Origin of the sequence: Nitrosomonas sp. Is24, from assembly GCF_033063335.1 — a bacterium.
Lineage (GTDB): Bacteria > Pseudomonadota > Gammaproteobacteria > Burkholderiales > Nitrosomonadaceae > Nitrosomonas.
On the sequence record NZ_JAWJZG010000001.1, the window covers coordinates 571,000 to 583,995 of the forward strand.

Here is a 12,996-nt window from a genome sequence, read left to right on the forward strand (position 1 = left end):
AATTATAGCCGATGGGTGGCATAAGATGGAATTGTGTGAAGGAAGATATATAAGATGGTTGCGTCATTTTTACTTAAAACATGGATTCCATCGAATCAAAATTGCAATGGATAAACGGATTCTCTTACCTGGATTGCTGATACTTTTGGCTTGGCTTACCGCATGCAGCGGGCATCAATGGAATAATCCCTATGCAGCGGAGGATGCGGGAAAAAACATTCTCTATACAGTATTCACAGAACGGCCTAAACATCTGGATCCGGTGCAATCCTATAGTTCAAACGAAATTCAATTCACTGCGCAAATCTATGAGCCTCCACTGCAATATCATTATTTAAAACGGCCATTCGTGTTGATTCCAGCAACAGCGGAAGAAATGCCCGTGGTGCAGTACTGGGATGTTCATGGTAATCAACTGCCGGGTGATGCGCTACCGGATGATATTGCCTATAGCGTGTATGAAATTACAATCAAAGCGGGAATACATTTTCAACCACACCCGGCATTTGCCCGCGATGCGCAAAGTCACTGGTTGTATCATGATCTAAACCGGCAGGAAATGGCGTCCGTGCGGAAACTTGCGGATTTTTCGCAAACCGGTACCAGGGAATTGGTGGCGGAAGATTATGTATATCAGATCAAGCGTTTAGCACATCCAAAATTGCATTCGCCGATTTACGGACTGATGGCTGATTATATTGCCGGACTCAGGGAATATGCCGATGTATTAAAGCAAGCCGATAAGGATCGGCCGGAAGAAAAAACATTCCTGGATTTAAGAGATTATCAATTGGAAGGCGTGCAAGTTGTAGATAGATATACTTACCGTATCACAATAAAAGGCAAGTATCCGCAATTTGTGTATTGGCTGGCGATGCCTTTTTTTGCTCCGATTCCGTGGGAGGCTGATCGTTTTTATTCGCAGCCAGGATTAAAACAAAAAAACATTACATTGGATTGGTATCCAGTTGGCACTGGCCCCTATATGCTGACCGAGAACAATCCAAATTCACGAATGGTATTGGAAAAGAATCCCAATTTTCATGATGAATACTATCCTGAACAAGGTATGCCGGGAGATGAGGAAAATGGACTTCTCATGGATGCCGGAAAGAAATTACCGTTCATTGATAAAATTATTTTCACCCGGGAAAAGGAAAGTATTCCGAGATGGAATAAATTCCTGCAAGGTTATTACGATGCCAGTGGTATTGGCTCGGATAGTTTTGATCAAGCTGTGCAGCTGGTAGGGCAGGGTGAGGCGACGGTGACCGAGGCGATGGCTGAACAGGGGATACGGTTGGAGACGGCGGTGGCGGCATCGACATACTACATGGGATTTAATATGCTCGATCCGGTCGTCGGTGGCAGAAATGCACGAGAGCGCGAATCGGCCAGAAAGCTGCGCCAAGCGATTTCGATCGCCGTGGATTACGAAGAGTTTATTTCGATTTTTGCCAATGGCCGTGGAATGCCGGCCCAAAGCCCTATTTCGCCAGGCATTGCAGGTTACCGAGAGGGTGAGGAAGGCATCAATCCGGTGGTGTACGATTGGGTAAACGGTGAGCCGCAGCGTAAGTCAATTCAAGCTGCAAAAGCATTGCTGGCTGAGGCGGGTTATCCGGATGGAATAGATCAACGAACCGGCGCGCCGCTCATTTTATATTTTGATGTCACTGCGCGTAGCGCTGAAGATAGATCCAGATTGGATTGGATGCGTAAGCAATTTCAGAAATTAAATATCCAGCTGGTCGTGAGAAGTACTGATTACAATCGCTTTCAAGACAAGATCCGCAAAGGGAATGCACAGATTTTTGAATGGGGCTGGAATGCCGACTATCCGGATGCGGAAAATTTTCTATTCTTATTGTATGGACCGCAGCGTAAAGTAGGAAATAGCGGCGAAAATGCGGCAAATTATCACAATGCGGAATATGACCGCCTATTTGAACACATGAAAAATATGGAGGATGGGCCGCAGCGGCAACTGATTATTGACCGCATGGTTGAGATTCTACGCTTCGATGCGCCGTGGTTATGGGGGTATCATCCGAAGGATTATGGCTTGTACCACGCTTGGTATCAGAATGTAAAATCCAACCGGATATCAAATAATAATCTGAAATATTTCAAAATCGATACTGCTTTGAGAACGAGCAAGCGCGCTGAATGGAATGAACCGGTTATATGGCCTGTCGTGTTGATTTTGGCTGTGCTGGCAGTCAGCTTTGTTCCCGCTGTGAATGCTTTTCGCCGTCACGAGAGCAGTACCGCAGTGCGTGCAGCTTCTTCTGACGTTACAGGATAAGTTAAATGTTGAGTTATATCATCAGGCGCATTTTTTATGCGATTCCGATCTTGATCGGAGTTAATCTCATTACATTCGTGTTGTTCTTTGTCGTGAATACACCCGATGACATGGCGCGGATGCAGCTTGGCATTAAGTATGTAACACCTGAAGCGATTGAAAAATGGAAGGCGGAGCGAGGTTATGATAAGCCGCTGTTATTCAATCAAGAAGCGGAAAATCTGAATAAATTGACCAATACGGTTTTTTTTGAGAAATCGGCATCCATGTTTATTTTTGATTTCGGCAAAGCGGATGATGGCCGGGATATTGCTCAGGAAATCAAGTCGCGCATGCTGCCAAGTCTGGCAATTGCTTTGCCGGTTTTTGTGTTGGGTTTGCTTGTGTATATTACTTTTGCGTTGCTGATGGTTTTTTTTCGTGCCACTTACATCGATTTCCTGGGTGTGGTTTTATGCGTGGCATTGATGTCAATTTCCAGCTTATTTTATATCATCGTCGGACAATTCTTGATCAGTAAACTTTGGCATTGGGTGCCAATATCCGGTTACGAAACCGGACTGGATGCTGCGAAATTTTTATTTTTACCGGTTATCATTGGCGTGATCAGTAGCGCGGGATCCAATATACGCTGGTATCGCACTATATTTCTGGAAGAGATGAACAAAGAATATGTGCGTACAGCCAGAGCCAAGGGACTATCCGAACGCATTGTGCTATTCCGGCATGTGCTTGGGAATGCGTTGATTCCAATTTTAACCGGTGCGGTTGTTGTGGTGCCTTTATTATTTCTCGGCAATCTGCTGGTTGAATCGTTTTTTGGTATCCCTGGATTGGGCAGCTACACCATTGATGCGATTAATTCGCAGGATTTTGCGATTGTAAGAGCAATGGTTTTTCTAGGTTCTCTTTTATATATCGTAGGTTTGGTTCTGACTGATATATCGTACACATTGGTCGATCCAAGAATTCGCTTGGCCTAATGAGTTAAGAATGAAATTCACTATTTGTTTTCAAATTATGAAGTTTTGTGGCATCGAAACATGCACTAACCTCTGTAATGTGTTCTTTTCAAAAACTGTGGATAGTATTAATCCCTATCTATCTACAACTTCCCGTTAAAACTAGATTGACTTATCAGTCCAATATATTCATAATCGCCAGTTTCGTTCGGAGGGGTTCCCGAGCGGTCAAAGGGATCAGACTGTAAATCTGACGGCTCTGCCTTCGAAGGTTCGAATCCTTCCCCCTCCACCAATTTTGGAAATGCAGTAGAAGAGCAGGGCGATAGCTCCTGCTAATATGGGTTTAAGTTGTGCTTCTTGCAAGTAGCGAACTAGTGCGGGTGTAGCTCAATGGTAGAGCAGAAGCCTTCCAAGCTTACGATGAGGGTTCGATTCCCTTCACCCGCTCCAAATGGGAATTAGCAGGTAAAACGGTAAAGTAGAGTTGTTTATGCTTGCCCATGTAGCTCAGTGGTAGAGCACTCCCTTGGTAAGGGAGAGGTCGCCAGTTCAATCCTGGCCATGGGCTCCATAGGTTGTATGTAAAATTGTATGGTTAAAGCACGCAAAGGGGAAACAAGACATGGCAAAGAGTAAATTTGAGCGGTCGAAGCCACACGTAAATGTTGGTACGATAGGGCACGTGGATCATGGTAAGACGACGCTGACGGCGGCGATTACGACGATATTGACGAAGAAATTTGGCGGAGAAGCGAAGAGCTACGATCAGATTGACTCAGCACCGGAAGAGCGTGCGCGTGGGATTACCATTAATACGGCACACGTGGAATACGAAACGTCGAATCGTCATTATGCGCATGTGGACTGTCCTGGGCACGCGGATTATGTGAAAAACATGATCACGGGTGCGGCACAAATGGATGGAGCCATATTGGTGGTGTCGGCTGCCGATGGCCCAATGCCGCAAACACGAGAACATATCCTGCTGGCGCGCCAAGTAGGCGTTCCTTACATCATTGTGTATATGAATAAAGCAGATATGGTGGATGACGCCGAGCTCATAGAGCTGGTGGAAATGGAAATACGCGAACTATTATCCAAATATGACTTTCCGGGTGATGACACTCCGATTATTGTCGGCTCGGCGCTGAAAGCGCTGGAAGGCGATCAAAGCGATATCGGAGAGCCTTCTATATTAAAATTGGCGGAAGCGCTGGATAGTTACATACCACAACCGGAACGCGCAATCGACGGCGCATTTATCATGCCGGTAGAAGATGTTTTCTCGATTTCGGGCCGTGGAACGGTTGTAACGGGACGGGTTGAAAGAGGCATCATCAAAGTAGGTGAAGAGATAGAGATCGTAGGTCTTAAACCCACACTGAAGACAGTATGCACGGGCGTTGAAATGTTCCGTAAACTATTGGATCAAGGTCAAGCCGGTGATAATGTGGGAATACTGCTACGTGGCACGAAACGTGAAGAAGTAGAACGCGGACAAGTGCTGGCAAAACCGGGTAGCATATCGCCACATACCAAATTCACAGCGGAAATATATGTATTGAGCAAGGAAGAAGGTGGAAGACATACCCCATTTTTTCCTGGTTATCGCCCACAGTTTTATTTCAGAACGACGGATGTTACGGGGGCGATTGAATTACCGGCGGGTACGGAAATGGTGATGCCCGGGGATAACGTATCGGTAACGGTCAATCTGATAGCGCCGATTGCGATGGAAGATGGGCTGCGATTTGCGATACGGGAAGGTGGACGTACGGTTGGTGCAGGCGTCGTCGCAAAAATTATTGAGTAGATTGTTGTGATAATAAAAGCAGAATAGTAATTGTTTTTTGTGGTTTTAGCTTCAGATTATTTCAGTTAAAAGGCCAGTAGCTCAATTGGCAGAGCGTCGGTCTCCAAAACCGAAGGTTGGGGGTTCGATGCCCTCCTGGCCTGCCATTAACTGGATTGCTTTGATAATAATTAAGAGACTTTTAGCTAGTAAATAGCGGTTTTGATTGTGGCAATAAAATGAGCTAATTCAGCTTTATAGTGCAATCAAATGTTTTTACACAATCGCAAAGGAATAAAAGGATTCAATAGACGTGAATAAATTGAAGCTTGGGCTTGTATTTGTATTTGTTATTGCTGGTGTGGCAGGTTTCATTTATTTAAGTGAGAGCGCCATGGTTGTGCGCATATTGTCTATCCTGGCAGGATTTTTGCTAGCTGCGGTCACTGCAAGATTTACAACTCAAGGTCAGGAATTTTATGTGTTTTGCAGAGAATCTTCTGAAGAAGCGAAGAAAGTAGTTTGGCCTAGCCGCAAGGAAACACTGCAAACATCGGGTGTGGTGTTTGCTTTTGTCATTGCCATGGCACTGTTTTTATGGTTGATTGATGCTGGGTTGATGTCACTTGTAAAAGTTATGATGAATCCGGATGCTTGATCACGTCTCTCAGAGGAAAGAATGGGTATGAAATGGTATGTGGTTCACGCTTATTCGGGTTATGAGAAAAGTGTACAGCGCGCATTAAAGGATCGTATTGAGCGAGCTGGCATGCAAGATAAATTTGGTCAAATTCTAGTGCCGGTTGAAGAGGTGATAGAAATGAAAAGCGGCCAAAAAAATATCAGTGAGCGTAAATTTTTTCCGGGCTATGTGCTCGTAGAAATGGAGATGTCTGATGATTCATGGCATCTGGTTAAGAATACCGAGAAAGTGACGGGTTTTGTCGGTGGTTCCGCTATGAAGCCTACACCGATAAGTCAGAAGGAAGTCGATAATATACTCCATCAAATTCAAGAGGGTGTTGAGAAGCCAAAACCAAAAATTCTATTTGAAATTGGTGAAGCAGTTCGCGTTAAGGAAGGACCGTTTACAGATTTCCATGGCAATGTGGAAGATGTCAATTATGACAAAAGTAAACTCAGAGTCTCGGTTTCCATATTCGGACGTCCAACACCAGTTGAGTTGGACTTCAATCAAGTAGAGAAATCCTAGTAGGATAGTTAATTAAAGTTTTTTAGTTGTTTTTATTGTTTATAAGCGGGGAGAACGCATAGTCGTTCGAACGTACCCATCAGGAGAATGTAGTGGCAAAGAAGATTATTGGCTATATTAAGTTGCAGGTGCCTGCCGGAAAAGCTAATCCAAGCCCACCTATTGGACCGGCGCTCGGTCAGCGGCAGTTAAATATTATGGAGTTCTGTAAAGCGTTTAACGCGGCTACCCAGAAATTGGAGCCGGGTTTGCCTGTTCCCGTAATTATTACTGCGTATGCTGATAAAAGTTTTACGTTTGTAATGAAAACAACTCCTGCATCGGTCTTAATCAAAAAGGCTGCAGGTGTTGGAAAAGGAAGTCCTAGGCCGCATTTAGACAAAGTAGGGAAATTAAGCCGTAGTCAAGCCGAAGAGATTGCCAAAACAAAAATGCCGGATTTGACAGCGGCAGATTTGGATGCTGCTGTACGTACGATTGCTGGAAGTGCAAGAAGTATGGGCATAGAAGTGGAGGGTATATAAGATGGCACGTTCATCGAAGCGCTACAATGCTATTGCAGGTAAAGTAGATCGAAATAAGACATATCAAATTGACGAAGCGTTGGGGCTCGTTAAAGAAGCTGCAACAGCAAAATTTGATGAATCTATTGATATTGCAGTGAACTTGGGTATTGATGCGAAGAAATCCGATCAAGCTGTGCGCGGCTCGGTAGTTTTGCCCGCAGGTACAGGAAAAACAGTGCGCGTTGCTGTATTTGCGCAAGGCGATAAAGCAAAAGAAGCGCAAGAAGCAGGAGCAGACATTGTTGGTTTTGATGACTTGGCTGCTGAAATTAAAGCTGGAAATATCAACTTTGATGTTGCTATTGCAAGTCCGGATGCGATGCGCGTCGTGGGTCAATTGGGTCAAATTCTGGGGCCACGCAGTTTAATGCCAAATCCAAAGGTAGGTACTGTGACTGCGGATATTGCTGGTGCGGTTAAGAATGCGAAAGCTGGGCAAGTACAATTTAGAGCAGACAAAACAGGCATCATTCATTGCACAATTGGCCGTGCGTCGTTTGGTGTGGATGCATTAAAACAAAATTTGAAAGCATTGATTGAAGCGCTGAATAAATCCAAACCGGCTTCGTCAAAAGGCATTTATCTGAGAAAAGTGTCCGTTTCAAGTACTATGGGCATTGGTATACGGGTAGATCAAACAAGCATAACGTAACAAAAGAACTTTGGGCCATCGAATACAATTTGTATTTGAGGATTATCAAAGACCGTTGGGGTGTGCTGAAAGTGAGTGAAATACTGACTGGATAACACTTAAACACTCGACTATGCAGAAGAAAGATTATTGAAATTTTTAGTTTCTTTTCTGCGATATCTTGAGAACCCAGCGTAGATGGTGAACCCAGACAGGAGTTTTTTTTCCTGGTTTAAGGTCACCAGTGTGTAGTGTTCGATGATGGGAAATTTATTCATGAGTCGAATGCTATTTTTAACTGATGGAGAGTGAACCTTGAGTCTTAATCTTGATGAGAAAAAAGCAATAGTAGCTGAAGTGAGCGCTCAAGTAGCTAACGCTCAAGCGATTATTATTGCAGAGTATCGAGGGATGGAAGTTGGTCAAATGACGCAACTGAGAGCGAAAACTCGCGAGTCAGGAGTTTATTTTCATGTCATAAAAAATTCATTGGTTCGCCGTGCTGTCGTAGATACGCCTTATGCAGAGTTAGCCAAGCATATGGTTGGTCCGCTTGCTTATGGCATCAGTACCGATCCGGTAGCAGCCGCGAAAGTGCTGCATGAGTTTTCTAGAGACAATGAAAAATTCGTAATCAAAGTTGGTGCAATCGGCTCACAAGTGATATCGCGTGATGAGATTACTGCACTCGCAGTATTGCCAAGTCGTGATGAATTGCTGGCAAAATTGTTGGGAACAATGCAGGCACCTATTGCCAAGTTTGTACAAACATTGAATGAAGTACCTGCTCGTTTTGTACGTGGCTTAGCCATGGTACGAGATAGCAAATAGCGTTCTTCAAGCTTCCTTAATACGTAAACAGAAAATAACCAGGAGAAAATAATGGCTGTAACAAAAGATGAAATATTAGAAGCAATTGCGAGCATGACCGTACTAGAATTATCGCAATTGATTAAAGAAATGGAAGAAAAATTCGGCGTATCTGCAGTTGCAACCGCTGCTGTTGCTGTTGCCGCACCGGGTGGTGGAGGTGCTGCTCCTGCTGCTGCGGAGCAAACTGAGTTCACCGTTATTCTCTCATCTGCTGGCGAAAGCAAAGTCAATGTGATCAAAGTGGTAAGAGCAGTAACCGGACTCGGTTTGAAAGAAGCAAAAGACTTGGTTGATGGTGCACCAAAACCAGTTAAAGAAGGTGTATCCAAAGAAGATGCTGCTGCAATTCAGAAACAGCTGGTAGAAGCTGGCGCTACATGCGAAGTTAAGTAATAAAAATTATAAATTTTCCAGGCTGGTAGGCTATTGTAGCCGCCAGCCTTTGATATTTTGACCATTTGATGTGTCATTTTGGGCATCTGAACAATTGATAGTTATCTGGCCTCAGTCCTTCAATCCTCTGTCTTCTTCTCTCGGAGAAAATTCATGAGCTATTCGTTCACAGAGAAAAAACGTATCCGCAAAAGTTTTGCCAAACGTGCGAGCGTATTGCCTATACCGTTTCTTCTTGCTACTCAGCTCGAATCATACGCAGCTTTTTTACAGGAAAATGTCGCGCCTAATAAGCGTCAAAACCAGGGATTACAAGCTGCCTTTAATTCAATATTCCCAATCGAGAGTCATACTAAAAATGCGCGTCTTGATTTTATCAGCTATGAACTCGGAGCGCCGGTATTCGATGTTAAGGAGTGTCAGCAACGCGGGCTAACCTATGCATCGCCACTACGTGCCAGAGTAAGACTGACGATTATGGATAAGGAAATATCCAAACCGACTGTCAAGGAAGTGAAGGAACAAGAAGTCTATATGGGTGAAATACCCCTGATGACCGATACCGGTTCTTTTGTCATCAATGGCACTGAGCGGGTGATTGTGTCACAGCTGCATCGTTCACCTGGCGTGTTTTTCGAGCATGATCGCGGTAAAACCCATTCTTCAGGAAAATTATTATTTTCTGCACGGATTATTCCTTATCGCGGATCGTGGCTGGATTTTGAGTTTGATCCGAAAGATTGTCTGTTTTTCAGGATTGATCGCCGCCGCAAGATGCCTGTGACAACTTTGTTAAAGGCAATCGGTTGCACTTCCGAACAGATACTGCAAGAGTTTTTCATTTTTGATTGCTTTCATTTCTCAGATAAAGGTATTCAATTTGAACTCGTGCCGGAACGCATGCGTGGCGAGGTAGCGAGTTTCGATATTACGGCTAAAGGCAAAAAGGTCATTGTTCAAAAGGATAAGCGCATTACCGCTAAACACATACGCGAAATGCAGGAAGCCAAGATCGATCAATTGGACGTGCCGGAAGATTTCTTACTGGGACGCATACTGGCGCAAAATATTGTTGATAAGGAAACAGGCGAGTTAGTCGCGCTTGCCAACGACGAGATTACCGAAGATACATTGGCTAAAATTCGTAAAGCCAACATCAAAAAAATTCACACACTGTATGTAAACGATCTTAATTATGGCGCTTATATCTCACAAACGCTGAAGATCGATGAAACGACCGATGAAATGAATGCGCAGGTTGCGATCTACCGCATGATGCGTCCGGGTGAGCCGCCGACCGAGGAAGCTGTTAAGGCATTGTTCGCCGGTTTATTCTATTCGCCCGAACGCTATGATTTATCCGTTGTCGGTCGAATGAAATTTAATCGCAGAGTGGGCAGAACCGAGTTGACCGGTGCGCAGACACTATCGAATGAAGATATTATCGCGGTTATTAAAATTCTGGTCGAGCTGCGCAATGGCCGCGGCGAGATCGATGATATCGATCATCTTGGTAATCGCCGTGTACGTGCGGTCGGTGAACTGGCGGAAAATCAATTCCGGTCGGGATTGGTGCGTGTTGAACGTGCGGTGAAAGAGCGTTTGAGTCAGGCAGAATCAGAGAACTTGATGCCGCACGATTTGATTAATGCGAAACCGGTTTCAGCTGCGGCTCGTGAGTTCTTTGGCTCCAGCCAATTATCGCAGTTCATGGATCAAACCAATCCGCTATCTGAAATTACCCATAAACGTCGTATCTCGGCTTTGGGGCCAGGTGGATTAACGCGGGAAAGAGCGGGTTTCGAAGTGCGTGACGTGCATCCGACGCATTATGGCCGGGTATGCCCGATTGAAACACCGGAAGGTCCGAATATCGGCCTGATCAATTCGCTGGCATTGTACGCGCGCACCAATGAGTATGGTTTTATCGAAACACCCTATAGCAAAGTGAAAGATTGCCGGGTGACGGAAGAGATAGATTACCTGTCCGCAATTGAAGAAGGTAATTATATGATTGCGCAGGCAAATGCTGAGCTTGATGAAAATCATCAGCTGATCAGCGATATCGTTTCCTGTCGCTACAAAAATGAGTTTGCATTATCGTCACCGGAACGTATTGAATACGTGGATGTGGCGCCGGCGCAGATTGTTTCCGTGGCTGCTTCGCTCATACCATTTTTAGAGCATGATGATGCGAACCGTGCGTTGATGGGATCGAACATGCAGCGTCAAGCCGTTCCATGCTTACGAGCTGAAAAACCATTTGTCGGTACAGGTATTGAACGCGTCGTGGCTGTGCATTCAGGAACTACTGTGAGAGCCAAGCGCGGCGGTATTGTAGATTATGTTGATGCCAGCCGGATAGTCGTACGGGTGCATGACGCGGAAACGCGTATGGGTGAAGTGGGTGTGGATATTTATAATCTGATCAAATACACCCGTTCAAACCAAAATACCAACATTAATCAGAGGCCTCTGGTTAAAGTTGGGGACAATATCAGTAAAGACGACGTGATTGCCGACGGCGCTTCGACCGATATGGGAGAGCTCGCGCTCGGACAGAATATGCTGGTCGCTTTTATGCCATGGAATGGTTATAACTTTGAAGACTCCATTCTGATATCCGAACGGATCGTTGCGGAAGATCGTTTTACCTCGATACACATTGAAGAACTTTCCGTTGTGAGCCGGGACACCAAGCTGGGTACGGAAGAGATAACGGCTGATATTCCCAATTTATCGGAGCACCAACTGGGCCGTCTCGATGAATCGGGCATTGTTTATATTGGCGCAGAAGTAGAAGCCGGTGATGTATTGGTTGGGAAAGTTACACCTAAAGGTGAAACGCAGCTGACACCGGAAGAAAAATTATTGCGTGCAATATTCGGTGAAAAAGCATCAGACGTAAAAGATACTTCGTTGCGGGTGCCATCGGGTATATCCGGAACCGTCATCGACGTGCAAGTGTTTACGCGAGAAGGAATTGAACGTGACAAACGCGCGCAAAAAATTATTGATGATGAGTTGGACCGTTATAAAAAAGATCTGGCCGATCAGTTGCGTATCGTGGAAGAAGATGCATTTCAACGTATTGAACGCTTGTTGATTGGTAAGATCGCAACTGGCGGTCCTCATAAGCTGGTCAAAGGGAAAGAGATCACGGCTGAATATTTGCATAGCTTTGATCCGCATTATTGGTTTGATATCCGTCTGGCCGATGAAGATGCGAGCATACAGCTGGAGCAAGTGCGCGAAAGTATGGCGCAAAAGCGCAAAGCGTTCGATGCGGCATTCGATGAGAAAAAGAAAAAACTCACACAGGGAGATGAACTGGCCCCCGGTGTGCAAAAAATGGTTAAGATTTATATCGCGATTAAACGGCGATTGCAACCAGGCGATAAGATGGCAGGGCGGCATGGTAATAAAGGCGTGATTTCGAAAATAGTACCGTTGGAAGACATGCCTTATATGGCGGATGGAACGCCAGTCGACGTCGTATTGAATCCGTTAGGTGTGCCTTCCCGGATGAACGTGGGGCAGATTCTTGAAGTTCATTTGGGTTGGGCAGCAAAAGGACTTGGCAGAAAAATCGACGAGATGTTGCAAGCTCAACAGAATGCGAATGAGATCAGGGAGTTTCTGAATAAGATTTACAACGGAAGCGGTAAAAAAGAAGATATTGCTTCGTTATCGGAAAGTGAAATCTTATCGTTAGCCGAAAATTTAATCGAAGGGGTTCCATTTGCAACGCCAGTATTTGACGGAGCAACCGAGCATGAAATTAAAGATATGCTAGAACTTGCTGGTTTACCGCAATCAGGACAAATTACCTTATACGATGGACGGACGGGAGAAGCTTTCGACCGGCCAGTCACGGTTGGCTATATGCATGTTCTGAAACTGCATCACTTGGTGGATGATAAGATGCATGCACGTTCAACTGGTCCTTATAGTTTGGTGACACAGCAACCATTGGGCGGTAAAGCGCAATTTGGCGGACAACGTTTTGGTGAGATGGAGGTCTGGGCGCTGGAGGCGTATGGCGCAGCCTACACCTTACAGGAAATGTTGACTGTGAAATCCGATGACGTGACCGGGCGTACTAAAGTATATGAAAGTATTGTGAAGGGTGATCATAAGATTGATGCTGGCATGCCGGAATCATTTAATGTACTGGTAAAAGAAATACGTTCATTGGGAATGGATATCGATTTAGAACAAAATTGATATTCATGGGCTTGAATGATAGAACGCG

Annotated in this window: 10 protein-coding genes and 4 tRNA genes; all 14 read left to right on the forward strand. The window is 44.9% G+C overall.

Features of this window, described 5'->3' with window-relative positions; translation table 11 throughout:
- Positions 1-106: 106 nt before the first annotated feature.
- The 14 genes from R2103_RS02555 to rpoB all read left to right on the forward strand — a co-directional run bounded on the left by R2103_RS02555 (position 107) and on the right by rpoB (position 12,968).
- Complete coding sequence (locus tag R2103_RS02555) at positions 107-2,308, forward strand: ABC transporter substrate-binding protein (protein ID WP_317529984.1); 2,202 nt, start codon at positions 107-109, stop codon at positions 2,306-2,308.
- A 5-nt stretch (positions 2,309-2,313) separates the two neighbouring features.
- Complete coding sequence (locus tag R2103_RS02560; RefSeq protein ID WP_317529985.1) at positions 2,314-3,291, forward strand: ABC transporter permease; 978 nt, start codon at positions 2,314-2,316, stop codon at positions 3,289-3,291.
- Between the two features lie 189 nt (positions 3,292-3,480).
- A tRNA-Tyr gene (locus R2103_RS02565) sits at positions 3,481-3,565 on the forward strand.
- An 84-nt stretch (positions 3,566-3,649) separates the two neighbouring features.
- Positions 3,650-3,723, forward strand: a tRNA-Gly gene (locus tag R2103_RS02570).
- Positions 3,724-3,769: 46 nt separating this feature from the next.
- A tRNA-Thr gene (locus tag R2103_RS02575) sits at positions 3,770-3,844 on the forward strand.
- Between the two features lie 51 nt (positions 3,845-3,895).
- Positions 3,896-5,086, forward strand: coding sequence for an elongation factor Tu (gene tuf / locus R2103_RS02580; protein ID WP_317529986.1), 1,191 nt, complete (start codon positions 3,896-3,898; stop codon positions 5,084-5,086).
- A gap of 70 nt (positions 5,087-5,156) precedes the next feature.
- A tRNA-Trp gene (locus R2103_RS02585) sits at positions 5,157-5,232 on the forward strand.
- Between the two features lie 146 nt (positions 5,233-5,378).
- Positions 5,379-5,723: a preprotein translocase subunit SecE gene (secE, locus tag R2103_RS02590; protein ID WP_317529987.1), complete on the forward strand. Its 345-nt coding sequence runs from the start codon at positions 5,379-5,381 to the stop codon at positions 5,721-5,723.
- A gap of 21 nt (positions 5,724-5,744) precedes the next feature.
- Positions 5,745-6,278: a transcription termination/antitermination protein NusG gene (nusG, locus tag R2103_RS02595; protein ID WP_090322718.1), complete on the forward strand. Its 534-nt coding sequence runs from the start codon at positions 5,745-5,747 to the stop codon at positions 6,276-6,278.
- A 92-nt stretch (positions 6,279-6,370) separates the two neighbouring features.
- A complete protein-coding gene (gene rplK / locus R2103_RS02600; RefSeq protein WP_132429245.1) occupies positions 6,371-6,802 on the forward strand; it encodes a 50S ribosomal protein L11 in 432 nt (143 codons plus the stop codon).
- Position 6,803: 1 nt separating this feature from the next.
- Entirely contained in the window at positions 6,804-7,496 is a 693-nt protein-coding gene (gene rplA / locus R2103_RS02605) for a 50S ribosomal protein L1 (protein ID WP_317529988.1), read from the forward strand.
- A 294-nt stretch (positions 7,497-7,790) separates the two neighbouring features.
- On the forward strand, positions 7,791-8,306 hold the full coding sequence (rplJ, locus tag R2103_RS02610) for a 50S ribosomal protein L10 (RefSeq protein WP_317529989.1): 516 nt from the start codon (positions 7,791-7,793) through the stop codon (positions 8,304-8,306).
- 51 nt (positions 8,307-8,357) lie between these two features.
- A complete protein-coding gene (gene rplL / locus R2103_RS02615; protein WP_317529990.1) occupies positions 8,358-8,741 on the forward strand; it encodes a 50S ribosomal protein L7/L12 in 384 nt (127 codons plus the stop codon).
- A gap of 153 nt (positions 8,742-8,894) precedes the next feature.
- Positions 8,895-12,968: a DNA-directed RNA polymerase subunit beta gene (gene rpoB / locus R2103_RS02620; protein WP_317529991.1), complete on the forward strand. Its 4,074-nt coding sequence runs from the start codon at positions 8,895-8,897 to the stop codon at positions 12,966-12,968.
- Positions 12,969-12,996 lie beyond the last annotated feature (28 nt).